This is a genomic window from Bartonella gliris, from assembly GCF_045277155.1.
Classification (GTDB): Bacteria; Pseudomonadota; Alphaproteobacteria; order Rhizobiales; family Rhizobiaceae; genus Bartonella; species Bartonella gliris.
Genome location: NZ_CP123962.1, coordinates 434,004 through 451,050, shown reverse-complemented (window position 1 = coordinate 451,050; position 17,047 = coordinate 434,004). Strand labels below are relative to the sequence as shown.

Genomic DNA, 17,047 nt, shown 5'->3' with positions numbered 1-17,047 from the left:
TAAGAATGCTATGGAAAAGAAGAAAAAGGGTGGGGTATGCTGGCTGATAAAGATCGCATTTTCACCAATTTGTATGGTTTAAAAGACAAATCATTAAAGGCTGCCGTGTCGCGTGGACATTGGGATGGTACCAAGGCAATTATCGAAAAGGGTCGTGATTGGATCATTGATGAGGTAAAGGCATCGGGGTTGCGTGGACGTGGTGGTGCTGGTTTTCCTACAGGAATGAAGTGGTCTTTTATGCCAAAACAGAGTGATGGCCGTCCTCATTATTTGGTTGTAAATGCAGATGAATCAGAGCCGGGAACATGTAAAGACCGGGATATTTTGCGGCATGACCCCCATACTTTGATTGAAGGATGTGCACTTGCTACTTTTGCGATGGGAGCGAATGTCGCTTTTATTTATATTCGTGGTGAATATATTCGTGAGCGTGAAGCGCTTCAAGCTGCCGTTGATGAATGTTATGAGGCCGGTTTACTTGGCAAAAAAACGAAATATGGGCATGATTGTGATATTATTATTCATCATGGTGCTGGTGCTTATATTTGTGGCGAAGAAACGGCTCTTCTCGAAAGTCTTGAAGGAAAAAAAGGACAACCTCGGCTTAAACCACCATTTCCTGCAAATATGGGGATTTATGGCTGTCCAACAACAGTGAATAATGTAGAATCCATTGCCGTTGTTCCAACGATTTTGCGTCGGGGTGCTTCGTGGTTTTCATCAATCGGACGAGCAAATAATGTTGGGACGAAATTGTTTATGGTTTCTGGGCATGTTAATGCACCTTGTACATTTGAAGAAGCTCTTGGTGTTTCATTCCGTGAATTAATTGAAAAACATACGGGTGGTATTCGTGGTGGATGGAATAATCTTTTAGCAGTTATTCCAGGTGGAGCTTCTTGTCCAGTCGTTCGTGGTGAGGACATGATCGATGCGATCATGGATTTTGATGGAATGCGAGATGTTGGATCTTCTTTTGGCACAGGGGGTATGATTGTTATGGATAAATCGACCGATATTATCAAGGCAATTTGGCGTATAGCCGCTTTTTTTAAGCATGAAAGTTGTGGTCAGTGTACACCGTGTCGTGAAGGCACAGGTTGGATGATGCGTCTTTTAGGACGTATGGTTGAGGGAAGAGCGCAAAAACGCGAGATTGATCTTTTGTTTGAAGTATCTAAACAAGTTGAGGGTCACACTATTTGTGCGCTTGGTGATGCTGCCGCATGGCCTGTACAGGGGCTGATACGTAATTTTCGTCCAGAAATCGAGCGTAGAATTGATGATTATACGCGAAATGTAGTGCAAAACAAGAATATTGCTTTGGAAGCAGTGGGATAGAGGATTTTGTTTTAAGAGCAAGGAAATGCAAGTTTTTAATTGGGTTATCCGTAGGCTGGATGAGTGATGATAAATATCAAAGTTGATGGTAAAGAGATTGAAGTTCCTGATTACTATACGTTGCTTCAAGCTGCTGAAGCGGCTGGTGCTGAAGTTCCACGTTTTTGTTTTCATGAATCTTTATCAATTGCTGGAAATTGCCGTATGTGCCTAGTTGAGGTCAAGGGTGGTCCTCCAAAACCTCAAGCTTCTTGTGCTATGGGCGTTCGCGATTTACGGCTAGGACCTAATGGTGAAGTGCCTGAAATTTTTACCAACACGGCAATGGTAAAAAAAGCACGTGAAGGTGTTATGGAATTTCTCCTTATCAATCATCCTTTGGACTGTCCTGTTTGTGATCAAGGGGGAGAATGTGATCTTCAAGATCAAGCAATGCTTTATGGGCGTGATTGTTCTCGTTATACAGAAAATAAGCGTGCTGTAGAGGATAAATATATTGGGCCACTTGTAAAAACTGTTATGACGCGGTGTATTCATTGCACACGTTGTGTTCGTTTTACGACGGAAGTGGCGGGTATTTCTGAGCTTGGTTTGATAGGTCGTGGTGAAGATGCTGAAATTACGACATATCTTGAGAAAGCAATGACATCTGAGTTACAGGGAAATGTTATTGATCTTTGTCCAGTGGGGGCTTTAACTTCAAAGCCTTATGCATTTCATGCCCGTCCATGGGAATTGGTGAAGACAGAATCGATTGATGTAATGGATGGGGTTGGCAGTGCTATCCGCATTGATAGCCGTGGTCGTGAAGTTATGCGGATTATGCCGCGAACGAATGAAGATATAAATGAGGAATGGATTTCTGATAAGACGCGTTTTATTTGGGATGGATTACGTACTCAGCGGCTTGATCGTCCATATGTGCGAAAAGATGGAAAGCTTCAACCTGTAAGTTGGACAGAGGCTTTTGCAAAAATTAAAATGGCGGTTTCTAAAACTTTGCCTGAAAAAATTGGGGCGATTGCTGGAGACCTTGCATCTGTTGAGGAAATGTATGCCCTTAAAACATTGATGCTTTCATTAGATTCAAAGATATTTGATTGTCGTCAAAGGGGGACAGCTTTATCTCCTGAATTGGGGCGTTCGAGTTATATTTTTAATCCAACGATTGCAGGTATTGAACAGGCTGATGCATTGCTTATTGTAGGATCTAATCCGCGCTATGAGGCGGCTGTTTTAAATGCACGTATTTTAAAGCGCCAACGGATGGGACGGTTTCCCATTGCATTAATTGGGGAAAAGGTCGATCTACGTTACCCTTATTCTTATCTTGGAGCTGGTACTGATGCATTGAGTGCACTTCTGCGTGGAGAAGATGCATTTTTAAATGTGTTAAAAGAAGCTGAGAGGCCACTTATTCTTATCGGGGAGGGAGCTCTTTCAGGTAAAGAAGGCTTGTCTGTTTTAAAAAATCTTGCACAATTAGCTGATAGTGTCGGTGCTCTTAGTGAGGAATGGAATGGGTTTGGTGTTCTTCACAATGCAGCATCAACGGTTGGAGGGTTGGACATTGGTTTTACTTCCGAGCTTGGGGTTGCAAATATTCTTAAAACCTGTGAAGTTTTATTTTTGCTTGGTGCTGATGAAGTAGAATTAGCTAATACAAAAGCTTTTACAATTTATATTGGTAGCCATGGTGATAATGGTGCGCATGCTGCTGATGTTATTTTGCCAGCATCGGCTTACACTGAAAAATCAGGATTGTATGTGAATACAGAGGGGCGTGTTCAAATGACAAATCGGGCTGGTTTTGCTCCAGGTGAAGCAAAAGAAGATTGGGCTATTTTGCGTGCTTTATCTGATGTTTTAGGAAAAAAGCTTCCTTTTGATTCGCTTTCTCAATTAAGACAGAGCTTATTTAATGATTATCCACATTTTTGTGCCATTGATGATATAGCGCCGTCTAATATAAGTGATCTTAAAACACTTGCTTTACAAATGATTGTTTTGAAGACTCAAGCATTTACTTCTGTGATTAAAGACTTTTATTTGACAAATTCGATAGCACGTGCTTCTGCAGTTATGGCTGAATGTTCATCTCTTGCAAAGAGTCGTGCTACGCAAGCTGTAGAGTAAGGGCAGAGGAAAAAGAATAATGCTGTATGATTTCTTTATAACTTGGCTATTGCCATTACTCATTATAGTTGGAAAAACACTTCTCCTTTTAGTTGTTCTTCTGGTTTTAGTTGCTTATCTTCTTTACGCAGATAGAAAAATTTGGGCGGCTGTACAATTGCGACGTGGTCCAAATGTTGTTGGTCCATGGGGGTTATTACAGTCTTTTGCGGATTTAATTAAATTTGTTGTTAAAGAGCCTATTATCCCTGCTGGTGCTAATAAGGGTGTTTTTCTTTTGGCGCCTTTTGTGTCTGCTACGCTTGCTTTATCAACGTGGGCTGTTATTCCAGTCAATGAGGGCTGGGAAGTTGCAAAGATTAATGTTGGTTTGCTTTATATCTTAGCCATTTCCTCTCTTGAGGTTTATGGCGTTATTATGGGCGGGTGGGCGTCAAATTCAAAATATCCTTTCTTAGGAGCTCTTCGTTCGGCTGCACAGATGGTTTCTTATGAGGTTTCAATTGGGTTTGTGCTTGTAACCGTTATTTTAGTGAGTGGTTCATTGGATCTTACAACAATTGTTTATAAACAAAGTCATGGAATTGGTACGGCTCTTGGTCTTCCTTTTAACAGTTTTCTTGATTGGAATTGGCTAATTCTTTTTCCAATGTTTATTATATTTTTTATTTCTGCACTTGCAGAGACAAATCGTCCTCCTTTTGATTTGGTCGAGGCTGAATCTGAACTTGTAGCTGGTCACATGGTTGAGTATTCTTCAACGCCTTACATGCTTTTTTTCCTTGGTGAGTATGTTGCTATTGTTTTAATGTGCGCATTAACAACCATTTTATTTTTAGGTGGTTGGTTGCCTCCGTTGGATGTGTGGTGGCTTAATTGGGTTCCTGGTGTTATTTGGTTTGTTTTAAAGGTTTGTTTTGTATTTTTTTGGTTTGCTATGGTCAAAGCATTTGTTCCGCGTTATCGCTATGATCAACTCATGCGGCTTGGTTGGAAGGTTTTTCTTCCTCTTTCATTGGCGATGGTTGTAATAACTGCTGCTTTCTTAAAATATACTGGTTTTGCTTAAGAGGAGGTCTCCCTATGTCAGGTCTTATTCAAGCAGCGAAATCGCTTCTTTTATTGGAATTTGTAAGTGCTTTTTTCTTGGCAATGCGTCAATTTTTTTCACCAAAACCTACGATTAATTATCCTTATGAAAAGGGGGTTGTCTCTCAGCGTTTTCGTGGTGAACATGCGTTACGTCGCTATCCAAATGGTGAAGAACGCTGTATTGCGTGTAAATTGTGTGAGGCAATTTGCCCTGCTCAAGCTATTACAATTGAAGCAGGACCACGACGCAATGACGGTACGCGTAGGACTGTCCGTTATGATATAGATATGGTTAAATGTATTTACTGTGGTTTTTGTCAGGAAGCATGTCCGGTTGAGGCTATTGTCGAAGGTCCCAATTTTGAGTTTGCGACGGAAACGCGTGAAGAACTTTATTATGATAAAGAAAAGCTTTTATTGAATGGAGATCGCTGGGAGCGGGAAATCGCTCGGAATATATTGATGGATGCACCTTATCGTTAAGTGTATCGTTGAATGAAGTATCGGATAATTTTTCCGATAAATTGTAATCTGGTATGAAGCGTTATACCAATTGTTTGATTAGTTAAGGAGAATCCTATGCTAACGGATCTAGCGGCGGCATTTTTCTATTTATTTGCTTTTATTATGCTTGCGAGTGCTGTTGTTGTTATTACAGCACGTAATCCAGTGCATTCGGTCTTATTTTTAATATTAGCATTTTTTAATGCTTCTGCTTTGTTTTTGCTTGCAGGAGCGGAATTTTTAGGGCTTATTCTGCTTGTTGTTTATGTTGGAGCTGTCGCTGTTTTGTTTTTATTTGTGGTTATGATGCTTGATGTTGATTTTGCGGAGTTAAAAAGTGGTGCGCTTCGATATGCTCCTATGGGGGCTTTCGTTGGAATTGTTATTGCTACAGAACTTATTGTTGTCTTTGGTGGTAGCCGTTTTTCTCCAGTTCTCAAAACGGATATTACGCAACCAATGCCGGATTTGATACAGCGAACAAATACACAGGCATTAGGCGATATTCTTTACACGGATTATGTTTTTTACTTTCAAATTGCTGGAATAATTTTATTGGTTGCAATGATAGGTGCTATTGTTTTGACACTTCGTCATAAATCGGGTGTAAAGCGGCAATCTATAGCAGTGCAAGTTTCTAGGACAGTAGAAAATGCAATTGAAATCAAAAAAGTTGAATCAGGTAAAGGCATTTAAGGGGGAGGCTATGCACATTGATATCACTCATTATCTGATTATTTCTGCTTTAATGTTTACAATTGGTATTGCTGGAATTTTCCTCAACAGAAAAAATGTGATTATTATCTTGATGTCCATTGAGCTTATCTTGCTTTCAGTTAATCTCAATTTTGTTGCATTTTCGGCGTTTCTTCATGATCTCGTTGGTCAGATATTCGCTTTATTTATTTTAACCGTAGCAGCTGCTGAAGCTGCAATTGGTTTAGCAATTCTTGTGGTTTTTTTCCGTAATCGTGGTTCTATTGCGGTTGAAGATGTTAATGTAATGAAAGGCTGACCAGTGATGTATTATACGATCGTCTTTCTTCCACTTTTGGGTTTTCTCATTGCTGCACTAGGTGGAAAAGCTATAGGAGATCGGGCTAGTGAATTGGTAACATGTAGCTTTATGGTAATTGTTGCCATATTGTCGTGGGTAGCCTTTTTCAGTATTGCACTTAGTCATGCTCCAACAGTTGATGTATTGGTATTACATTGGCTTACTGTCGATGGATTAACTTTTGATTGGGCTTTGCATATTGATACATTAACAGCTGTCATGCTTATTGTTGTAAACAGTGTTTCAGCATTAGTGCATATTTATTCAATTGGTTATATGCACCACGATCCTTCAAGATCCCGTTTTTTTTCTTATCTTTCTTTATTTACATTTATGATGCTTATGTTGGTGACATCCAATAATTTGATTCAGATGTTTTTTGGATGGGAAGGTGTGGGGCTTGCTTCTTATTTGCTCATTGGTTTTTGGTTTCAACGAGATTCTGCAAACAGAGCAGCAATGAAAGCTTTTGTAGTTAATCGTGTTGGAGATTTCGGTTTTCTCTTAGGAATTTTTAGTATTTTTGTTTTATTCCAATCTGTTGATTTTGCCTCTATTTTTGCAAAAGCTGCCGATAATAATTTTGTACAAAGTATGACATTTGGCAATTGGCATTTTGATGGACAGACCGCAATTACTGTTACATGCTGTTTGTTATTCATTGGTGCTATGGGGAAATCAGCACAATTTTTTTTACATACATGGCTCCCTGATGCAATGGAAGGGCCGACGCCTGTATCAGCACTTATTCATGCGGCAACAATGGTAACGGCTGGCGTCTTTATGGTTGCGCGTATGTCACCAATTTTTGAACTTTCTTCGACGGCTTTGACAATGATTATTATTGTTGGAGCAACGACTGCGTTTTTTGCAGCAACTGTTGGGTTGGTGCAAAATGACATTAAGCGTGTTATTGCTTATTCCACATGTTCGCAACTTGGTTATATGTTTGTTGCATTAGGTGTTGGAGCTTATGGAGCGGCTGTTTTTCATCTCTTTACCCATGCTTTTTTCAAGGCTTTATTATTTCTTGGTGCGGGTTCTGTGATTCATGCAGTATCTGATGAACAAGATATGCGAAAAATGGGGGGGCTACGCAAACATATAAAGGTAACTTATTGGATGATGATCATAGGAACTATTGCATTGACTGGTGTTGGAATTCCTGGAACGTTTTTTGGTACAGCAGGTTTTTTCTCAAAAGATGCAATTATAGAGGCTTCTTTTGCATCACATAATATTGCTTCAGGATATGCTTTCTATCTTCTTGTTTTTTCAGCTTTATTAACAAGTTTTTATTCGTGGCGGCTTATATTTATGACATTTCATGGTAAACCAAGGGCTACTGTTGATGTTATGCATCATGTTCATGAATCTCCACCAGTTATGTTGATTCCACTCTTTATTTTATCTATTGGAGCAATATTTGCTGGCGTCGTTTTCCAACCTTATTTTTTTGGTGATTTGTATGATGCTTTTTGGAAGGGAGCGTTATTTACAAACAGCCATAATCATATTCTCCATGATATTCATAATGTATTCAATTGGGTAAAATGGTCGCCCTTTATAGCGATGGTTCTTGGATTTATGTTAGCCTATTTATTCTATATTTCTATTCCTTCGCTTCCCAAGAAATTGGCTGGATTCATGCCTAGACTGTATCACTTTCTTTACCAAAAATGGTATTTTGATCAATTATACCACTTTTTGTTTGTCCGTTCTGCTTTAAGAATGGGTTCCTTTCTTTGGAAAGTGGGGGACGGCAAGATTATTGATGGTTTAGGTCCGAATGGTATTGCAGCCCGTGTTATTGATATTACAAATAGAGTTGTTCGGATGCAGACAGGCTATCTTTATCATTATGCATTTGCAATGCTTATTGGTATTGCATCACTGATCACATGGATGATGATCGGGGGCGTAAACTGATGACTGATTGGCCTATTCTTTCCACGGTTACATTTTTGCCGCTTGTTGGTGTGATTTTGATTTTGTTTATCAAAGATGATAGCGAAGCAGCACGACATAATATACGTAATGTAGCATTTTTTACGAGTGTTTTTGTTTTCATTATTTCTTTAATTATTTGGGCTGGTTTTGATCATACAAATTCTGATTTTCAAATGGTTGAGAAATTCAATTGGTTAGGGGGGGGCATTAGCTACCATATGGGAGTTGATGGTATTTCTATTCTTTTTGTTGTTCTCTCAGCTTTTCTTTTGCCTTTCTGTATTTTAGCAAGCTGGGAGAATATTAAAGATAGATTAAAGGCTTATATGATTGCTTTTCTTCTTCTTGAAGTTGCAATTATTGGCGTTTTTTGTGCCCTTGATGCAATATTGTTTTATGTTTTTTTTGAAGGTAGCCTTATTCCAATGTTTATTATTATAGGTGTTTGGGGTGGGGCACGTCGTGTTTATGCGAGTATGAAGTTTTTTCTTTACACTTTACTTGGATCAGTGCTTATGCTGGTTGCCATTATGGCTATGTATTGGGAAGCAGGAACACTCGATATACCAACTTTATTAACTTACCAATTTCCAGCACATATGCAAATGTGGTTATGGCTTGCATTTTTTGCTTCTTTTGCGGTTAAAATGCCGATGTGGCCAGTCCATACATGGTTACCAGATGCACACGTGGAAGCACCGACGGCTGGTTCCGTTATTTTAGCTGGTGTATTACTCAAATTAGGTGGTTATGGTTTTCTTCGTTTTTCTTTACCAATGTTTCCACTTGCTTCATCTAATTTTGCTCCTTTGGTTTTCACGTTATCGCTTATTGCGATTATTTATACATCACTGGTTGCTCTTGTTCAAAATGATATAAAAAAACTTATTGCTTATTCCTCAATAGCGCATATGGGATATGTGACCATGGGTATTTTTGCAGCGAATGAACAGAGTATCCAAGGTGCTATTTATCAAATGTTATCGCACGGAATTGTTTCAGCAGCTTTATTTCTTTGTGTTGGGGTTATCTATGATCGCTTGCATACACGTGAAATTTCAGCTTTTGGCGGTTTAGTGAATAACATGCCCAAATATGCTGTTGTTTTTTTGATTTTTACAATGGCAAATGTCGGTTTACCTGGGAGTTCAGGATTTTTGGGTGAATTTTTAACCTTAATAGGTGTTTTTCAAGTGAATAAACTGGTTGTTGTTTTTGCTACAACTGGTGTTATTTTGTCAGCTGCCTATGCACTTTATCTTTATCGGCGTGTGGTTTTTGGTTCTTTGGATAAAGAGAACTTAAAAGTGCTTTTTGATCTCTCGTTAAGAGAGAGATTCATTCTTTATCCGATGGTTGTTCTTACAATATTTTTTGGTGTTTATCCAACACCTATTCTTAAAGCAACGGCGTTTTCTGTAGAATCCCTCATCAGTAAACTACACTAGATTAAGAGAAGAATGCTCATGCAAACTGAAATAATAGCTCAATTAGTGTTAATTATCCCAGAGATTTTAATAGCATTGGGGGCGGTAGTATTGCTTTTGATTGGTGTTTATTCCAATGTGCGCTCCTTTTTAACTGTGACGGGTTTGGCCATTGCCCTTTGTGTAGCAACCATTGTTATTATCGTTGTTTTTCCGAAAAGTGGTTTATTTCAAAACAATACACTTATTATTGATTCTTTTGGTCGTTATATGAAAATTTTAACGCTTATTGGTGCACTCTTTGCGCTTATTATGTCTGTTAGTTTTACCTGTACGCATAAGTTTGATATATTTGAATTTCCTGTGTTAGTTCTATTAGCAACCCTTGGCATGATGTTCATGATTTCAGCTGGTAATATGCTATCACTTTATATGGGGTTAGAACTACAGTCTTTAGCTTTATATGTTTTAGCTGCAATCAATCGTGATAATATAAAGTCTTCTGAAGCAGGTATAAAATATTTTGTTTTAGGGGCTTTATCTTCAGGATTACTACTTTATGGTATTTCCTTGCTTTATGGTTTTACTGGTCAAATTGGTTTTCACGAAATTGCTATTGCTTTGAAAGGTGAAAATTTACAATTAGGCGTTATTTTTGGAATTGTCTTTGTTTTAGCTGGTTTAGCTTTTAAAATTTCTGCAGTTCCGTTTCATATGTGGACACCTGATGTTTATGAAGGAGCGCCAACACCTATTACAGCATTTTTTGCTGGTGCTCCTAAAGTTGCCGCAATGGCCTTAATAATTCGTATTATTGTTATGACCTTCATTCCATTAGGGAGTTCTGATGGTTCTATGCCTGCATGGCAGCAAATTTTGGTGTTCATGGCGATTGCATCAATGATACTTGGTGCATTTGCTGCAATTGGTCAGACCAACATTAAGCGTTTAATGGCTTATTCATCAATTGGTCATATGGGATATGCGCTTGTTGGTTTAACGGCTGGAGATATTCTAGGTGTAAAAAGCGTTATTCTTTATATGACTATTTATCTTGGTATGACGATTGGTTCATTTGCCTTTATTCTTGGGATGCGGTCTAGCAATGGAAATGTTGAAAATATTTATGATCTTTCAGGATTGATAAAGACGAATCCGTTTATGGCTGTTGTGATGACGATACAGTTTTTCTCGTTAGCAAGCATACCTCCTATGGCTGGTTTTTTTGGAAAGTGGTATACATTTTCTGCCGCTGTTCATGCTGGACTTACTCCACTTGCTATTGTTGGTATGATAGCGTCTGTTGTCGGGGCTTTTTACTATTTGCGAGTCATTAAAATTATGTGGTTTGATGAAGCAAAGGCGCATTTTATTGCTTTGTCGAATGAGCTTCAATTTTGTCTCGGTCTTTCTGCATTATTTATTTTATTTTATACGCTTTTTGGAATTTGGTTTGCTGAGTTGGCAGAAAAAGCAGCAACCGCATTGTTTTAATGAATATGGTTTATATCTTATCAGATTTTGCACAAAAACAAGGATACACTGTTGAATCGTACGAAACTGTTGATTCAACAAATCTTATTGCACAACGAAAAGCGCAAGCTGGTCATAAAGGTTATCACTGGGTTGTTGCACGAGAACAATCACAGGGAAGAGCAAGAAGAGGTAGGACATGGTCTAGTCCGAAAGGGAACCTTTATTCTAGTCTTTTGTTAATTGATGATATTGTTCATCAAACTGCTGCTCAACTTGGTTTTGTTGCTGGAGTAAGTGTTGTAGAAACAATAAAACAATTTATAAAAGATGAAAAGCAAACGAACAGTATCGTTAGCTTAAAATGGCCAAATGATATTTTGCTAGGAGGAGCTAAAAGTTCTGGAGTTTTGCTTGAGATTTTTAAATTGCCATCACAACAGTATGCATTGGTTATTGGTATTGGAATAAATGTGAAATATAATTATGAAGATGCACCATATCCCACTTCAAGTTTAAAGAATATTGGTTTGCATGTTGAAACAGAACAGTTATTTACGGTTTTAACTGAATGTTTTTCTAAAAATTATCTCCTTTGGAAACAGTCAGGAGGATGCGATATAATCCGCGAAAAATGGCTTTTATACTCTGCTCACCTTGGGCAGCATGTCAAAATAATCAATGATGAAAAAATCATCGAAGGTATTTTTGATGGTCTTGATAATGATTTTAATTGCATCATAAAACAAAAAAATGGTCAGCAAGCAAATATAACAGCTGGAGATGTTCATTTTGGTTCGGCTGCTTCTGTTAATGCAGGTCGTTATTAATTGATAAAATTTTATTTCACCATTAGATTATCTTAATGATTTAGGAGATGTTTATGGTTGTGGCCAACGAGAATGAATTTGTTTTTTTACCTTTAGGAGGGGTTGGTGAAATAGGGATGAATCTCGCTGCTTATGGATTTGGTCCCCAAAATCTTCGTGAATGGCTGCTTGTTGATATGGGGGTTAGTTTTGCTGGACCTGAATTACCTGGAGCAGATCTTATTTTGCCTGATATTCGTTTTCTAGAAAGTGAAAAACACAATATCCGAGGTCTTGTTTTGACACATGCTCATGAAGATCATTATGGCGCTGTCCTTGATCTATGGCCAAAGCTTAAAGTTCCAGTGTACTGTACTCCTTTTACCGCAGGACTATTGGAGAGTAAAAAACAGTCGGATTTTGGATCTTATAAAATTTCACTCAATATTTTTCAAGCTGGTGAACGTTTTCAGGTTGGTTCTTTTGGAGTTGAGGCAATTGCCGTTAATCATTCGATTCCGGAATCTGTATCTTTGGCAATTACAACATCTTTAGGCACTGTTATTCATACTGGCGATTGGAAAATTGATCCTACACCTTCTCTTGGAGCTGTAACGGATGAAAAACGATTTCGTGCTTTAGGGAAAAAAGGTGTTTTAGCGTTGCTTTGTGATTCCACGAATGCGTGTCGAGATGGTATGTCACCATCAGAACAGCAAGTTCAGACAAGTCTTACTGAAATTATCTCGAAAGCTGAAGGGCGGGTTGCATTTGCAACTTTTGCATCGAATGTTGGTCGGATACGTTCAATTGCTCTTGCAGCGGAATCTGTTGGGCGCCAAGTTCTTATCGTTGGGCGTTCTCTTAAACGAAGTATTATGGTTGCGCAAGAGCTTGGTTATATGAACGGTTTAGCGCCATTCGTTTCTGAGGAAGATTATAGTTACATCCCGCGAAAAGATATCGTTTTGATCGTAACTGGTAGTCAAGGTGAGCCACATGCTGCTTTAGCCAAACTATCGCGAAATGAAATGAGAAATATTGCACTTTCTGCTAGTGACACCGTTATTTATTCCTCACGGAGTATTCCAGGAAATGAGAAAGCTATTATTGAAATACAAAATCGTTTCATAGATTTGGGAATTAAAACGATTACGAATGAAGATGCTCTTGTTCACGTTTCAGGGCATCCTCGCCGTTCAGAACTTTTACAGATGTATGATTGGGTAAAACCACAGATACTTGTTCCTGTACATGGGGAGGCAATGCATCTTGCTGCTCAGGCAGCTTTAGCACGTCAAGCGGGTATTGAAATTATTGCTGATATCAGAAATGGCAGTATGCTGCGTCTTGCGCCAGAGCCTGTAGAAGTTATTGATCAAGTTCCCGTTGGTCGGATCTATAAGGATGGTTGCCTTATTGGTGATGAAGATGCATTAGGGATTCGTGAGCGTCGCAAATTAAGTTATGCTGGTCATGTTGCTGTTTCTCTCCAAATGAATAGCAAACACGATCTAGAGGGTGATATTGGTCTGACCACATCCGGTTTACCTGAAACTAATGGAAAAGGGGAAAGTTTGAAAGATATCCTTTTAGATGTTGTGGAAAACACTCTTTATAACATTCCACGCGTTAAAAGAAAAAATGATGAACTTATTCGTGAAGCAATACGGCGCGCAGTGAGAGCGGCCGTTAATGAAGTTTGGCGAAAAAAGCCTATCTGTACAGTTTTTTTACATCGGTCAAAATAAAGCATTTCAATATTACGTTATTTCTTTTTAATGAAAGAAAGAGAAAAGAGAGTTTCAGATCATTTTATCGATAAAAATAAGAAATAGAGCACATAAATTTTTCAACAACGTGATCGTTATGTTTGCAAGCATTCAGAATATAGCTATAGATGAGCATATGGTGTATTAAAATTGTTTCGACATGATGGGCTTAGTTAGGAGTTAGTTATTTAATGCGTCTTTCTCAATATTTCCTTCCACTTTTAAAAGAAAATCCTAAGGACGCAGAGATTGTTTCTCATCGACTCATGTTGCGTGCTGGTATGATTCGCCAACAAACGTCAGGGATTTATTCTTGGCTTCCTTTGGGTAAAAAAGTGCTTGATAAAGTTTGTAGAATTATACGTGAAGAGCAAGAACGAGCTGGTGCTGTAGAAATATTGATGCCTACAATTCAATCTGCGGACCTTTGGCGTGAAAGTGGTCGTTATGATGATTATGGTTTGGAAATGCTCCGCATTAAAGATCGTCAAAAGCGTGATTTACTTTATGGTCCGACCAATGAAGAGATGGTAACAGACATTTTTCGCTCCTATATTCGTTCTTATAAAGATCTTCCACTCAATCTGTATCATATTCAATGGAAATTTCGTGATGAAATCCGTCCACGTTTTGGTGTGATGCGCTCCCGAGAATTTTTAATGAAAGATGCTTACTCTTTTGATCTTGATTATAAAGGCTCTAAAACATCTTATAATCGTATGTTTGTTGCTTATTTACGTACTTTTTCTTGTCTTGGCTTAAGAGCAATTCCCATGCGTGCTGATACAGGCCCAATTGGTGGTGAACTCAGTCATGAATTTATTATTTTAGCTGAAACAGGAGAGAGCGCTATATTTTGTGATAAGAAATTCCTTGAACTTACTGTTCCAGACAGTTCGATTGATTTTACTGATGAAGCTGTTTTAGCTAATATCGTTAAACAGTGGACATCTTTTTATGCAGCCACAGAGGAAATGCATGAGGAAGAAGAGTGGACTAAGATTTCTGAAAATAACCGCCTCTCAGCTCGTGGCATTGAAGTAGGACATATTTTTCATTTTGGTACAAAATATTCTGCTCCAATGGGAGCAAAAGTTATGGGGCAAGATGGAAAAGAGCATCCGGTCTCTATGGGGTCATATGGTATTGGACCTTCACGTCTTGTCGCTGCAGTTATTGAAGCTTCTCATGATGAAAATGGCATTATTTGGCCAAAGTCGATTGCACCATTCGATTTTGGTATCATTAATATGAAACCAGATGATGAGAAATGTACTCATACTTGTGAAACGCTCTATCAAGGATTAAAGCATGCTGGTTTTGATCCCTTATTAGATGACAGAAATGAGCGTCCTGGATCAAAATTTGCAACAATGGATTTGATTGGTTTGCCAACACAAATAATTGTTGGACCTAAAAGCGTTGCTCAAAACGAAGTTGAAATTAAAGATCGAAAAACGGGTGTTAAAAAATCTCTAACGGTTGAAGCTGTACTCAATCAGTTTTCTGTGTTTTGATAGGAAATGTTATGAAGTGGTTGGGGAGCAAATGGTTTTCATCTTATGAATGGATGATTGCTTTTCGTTATATGATTCCTAATAAAAAACATGTAGTTGCATCTGTTATTTCAATTATTTCTCTCATTGGAATTATGTTAGGAGTATTTGCTCTTGTTGTCGTTATGGCAGTAATGAATGGTTTTCGTACAGAGCTTCTTAACCGCATTCTTGGTATGAATGGGCACCTTATTGTTCAAACAATTGATTCTGGTTTTCCCAATTATAATGCTCTTATTTCTTCTTTAGAGTCCGTAAAAGGTGTGAAGTTTGCTTTGCCTGTTGTTGAAGGTCAAGCACTTGTGCAAGGTGAACTTCAAGGAGGGTCTGGTGCTTTAGTTCGTGGTATGCGCAAACAAGATTTGGAGAAGCTTAAAACCGTATCTCAGAACATTAAATTAGGATCACTTGCTCAATTCGATAAAGAAGAAGGCATTGCAATTGGAAGTGGTTTAGCAGAAAAATTGGGGCTTACAATTGGGAGTGATCTTCGTATTATTACACCAGATGGTGATGCGACTCCTTTTGGGGTGACGCCACGTGTTAAAGCTTACAAAGTAACTGCTATTTTTGAAGTTGGTATGTCTGAATATGATTCAATATTCGTTTTTATGCCTCTCCATGAAGCACAAATATTTTTTAATTTGGGGAATAAGGTTCAGTCTTTAGAGTTATTTCTAAATGATCCTGATGCTGTTGATCAAATAAAACCCGTTGTAGAGAAAGCTGTTGATGAACAGGTCTATTTAATTGATTGGCGTACACGCAATCAGGCATTTTTTTCAGCCTTACAGATTGAACGCAATGTTATGTTTTTCATTCTTTCTCTTATTGTCCTTGTTGCTGCTTTGAATATTATTTCAGGACTGATTATGCTTGTAAAAGATAAAAGCCATGATATTGCCATTTTGCGCACAATGGGCGCACAACAAAGTGCGATTCTGCGTATATTTATTGTCACTGGTATGATGATTGGATTTCTTGGAACAATATTGGGCTTAATTTTTGGTGTCATAGCAACAGCGAATATCAATCATATTCAGGACTTTATCTCTTGGTTATTTAATGTTGATGTTTTTAATCCTCAACTTTATTTTTTAACAAAATTGCCTGCACAAATTGAATGGGGAGAGACAGTCTTAGTTGCTGCAATGGCTTTATTTTTGTCATTCCTTGCTGCTCTTATTCCGGCATGGCGAGCTGCTAAATTAGATCCTGTACAAGCTTTGAGGTATGAATAATGGCAGCTATTTTAGAGCTTGTGGAAATTGAGCGACATTTTTTTGAAAGTAATAAACCTCTCATTATTTTAGATAAAGCAAACTTTATTCTTAATCGCGGGGAGCTTGTAGCACTTGTAGCACCCTCTGGTGCTGGAAAATCAACACTTCTTCATATCGCTGGATTATTGGAAAAACCAACCGCTGGTGATGTGATGTTACGGGGTGTTTCTTGTGCAAAACGTTCTGATAGTGAGCGAACGGCTATCAGACGAAATGATATCGGTTTTGTCTATCAATTTCATCATTTGCTTCCAGAGTTTACGGCTTTAGAAAATGTCATGATACCGCAAATGATAGCAGGATTTAAAAAATCCATAGCAGAAGATCGTGCACTTAAATTGTTGACATATTTGCGTGTTTCTCATCGCGCCAACCATCGTCCATCAGAATTATCGGGTGGCGAACAACAACGCGTTGCTATTGCGCGTGCAGTCGCAAATGGTCCTTCGGTTCTTTTAGCTGATGAACCTACGGGGAATCTTGATCCTGTAACTTCAGCTTACGTATTTCAAGCTTTATCTGCGCTTGTTCGTCAATCTGGTCTTTCTGCTCTTATTGCGACACATAATTACGGTTTGGCTAAACAAATGCATCGTCGAATTACGCTTAAGGAAAAAAAGATTATTGAACTTCCTTAGAGGTAA

The 17,047-nt window shown here is 38.4% G+C and carries 14 protein-coding genes; all 14 read left to right on the top strand.

All coding sequences use genetic code 11. The features are described from left to right. Positions 1–36 precede the first annotated feature (36 nt). The 14 genes from nuoF to QHG54_RS01955 all read left to right on the top strand — a co-directional run bounded on the left by nuoF (position 37) and on the right by QHG54_RS01955 (position 17,041). Positions 37–1,344 carry an NADH-quinone oxidoreductase subunit NuoF gene (gene nuoF, locus QHG54_RS02020; protein ID WP_317993234.1) on the top strand — a complete coding sequence of 436 codons (1,308 nt, stop codon included), beginning with the start codon at positions 37–39 and terminating at the stop codon, positions 1,342–1,344. 66 nt (positions 1,345–1,410) lie between these two features. Next, positions 1,411–3,480: an NADH-quinone oxidoreductase subunit NuoG gene (gene nuoG / locus QHG54_RS02015; protein WP_317993235.1), complete on the top strand. Its 2,070-nt coding sequence runs from the start codon at positions 1,411–1,413 to the stop codon at positions 3,478–3,480. Between the two features lie 22 nt (positions 3,481–3,502). Beyond that, entirely contained in the window at positions 3,503–4,549 is a 1,047-nt protein-coding gene (gene nuoH, locus QHG54_RS02010) for an NADH-quinone oxidoreductase subunit NuoH (protein ID WP_317994044.1), read from the top strand. A 14-nt stretch (positions 4,550–4,563) separates the two neighbouring features. Further along, on the top strand, positions 4,564–5,055 hold the full coding sequence (gene nuoI, locus QHG54_RS02005) for an NADH-quinone oxidoreductase subunit NuoI (protein WP_004854316.1): 492 nt from the start codon (positions 4,564–4,566) through the stop codon (positions 5,053–5,055). Between the two features lie 96 nt (positions 5,056–5,151). Beyond that, complete coding sequence (locus QHG54_RS02000) at positions 5,152–5,772, top strand: NADH-quinone oxidoreductase subunit J (protein ID WP_317993236.1); 621 nt, start codon at positions 5,152–5,154, stop codon at positions 5,770–5,772. Positions 5,773–5,782: 10 nt separating this feature from the next. After that, positions 5,783–6,091: an NADH-quinone oxidoreductase subunit NuoK gene (nuoK, locus tag QHG54_RS01995; RefSeq protein ID WP_317993237.1), complete on the top strand. Its 309-nt coding sequence runs from the start codon at positions 5,783–5,785 to the stop codon at positions 6,089–6,091. Positions 6,092–6,097: 6 nt separating this feature from the next. Next, positions 6,098–8,062: an NADH-quinone oxidoreductase subunit L gene (gene nuoL, locus QHG54_RS01990; RefSeq protein ID WP_317993238.1), complete on the top strand. Its 1,965-nt coding sequence runs from the start codon at positions 6,098–6,100 to the stop codon at positions 8,060–8,062. Beyond that, on the top strand, positions 8,062–9,531 hold the full coding sequence (locus tag QHG54_RS01985; protein WP_317994045.1) for an NADH-quinone oxidoreductase subunit M: 1,470 nt from the start codon (positions 8,062–8,064) through the stop codon (positions 9,529–9,531). The genes nuoL and QHG54_RS01985 overlap by 1 nt, the downstream gene beginning before the upstream one ends. Before the next feature lie 18 nt (positions 9,532–9,549). Next, positions 9,550–11,004, top strand: coding sequence for an NADH-quinone oxidoreductase subunit NuoN (gene nuoN / locus QHG54_RS01980; protein ID WP_406604351.1), 1,455 nt, complete (start codon positions 9,550–9,552; stop codon positions 11,002–11,004). Next, positions 11,004–11,813, top strand: coding sequence for a biotin--[acetyl-CoA-carboxylase] ligase (locus QHG54_RS01975; protein WP_406604350.1), 810 nt, complete (start codon positions 11,004–11,006; stop codon positions 11,811–11,813). The genes nuoN and QHG54_RS01975 overlap by 1 nt, the downstream gene beginning before the upstream one ends. A gap of 53 nt (positions 11,814–11,866) precedes the next feature. Then, positions 11,867–13,543, top strand: a complete 1,677-nt coding sequence (locus QHG54_RS01970; protein WP_406604349.1) for a ribonuclease J — start codon at positions 11,867–11,869, stop codon at positions 13,541–13,543. Positions 13,544–13,755: 212 nt separating this feature from the next. Then, complete coding sequence (gene proS, locus QHG54_RS01965) at positions 13,756–15,081, top strand: proline--tRNA ligase (protein WP_317993242.1); 1,326 nt, start codon at positions 13,756–13,758, stop codon at positions 15,079–15,081. A gap of 11 nt (positions 15,082–15,092) precedes the next feature. Next, positions 15,093–16,361, top strand: a complete 1,269-nt coding sequence (locus QHG54_RS01960; protein WP_317993243.1) for a lipoprotein-releasing ABC transporter permease subunit — start codon at positions 15,093–15,095, stop codon at positions 16,359–16,361. Next, positions 16,361–17,041, top strand: a complete 681-nt coding sequence (locus QHG54_RS01955; RefSeq protein WP_317993244.1) for an ABC transporter ATP-binding protein — start codon at positions 16,361–16,363, stop codon at positions 17,039–17,041. Before QHG54_RS01960 ends, QHG54_RS01955 begins: the two co-directional genes overlap by 1 nt. Positions 17,042–17,047 lie beyond the last annotated feature (6 nt).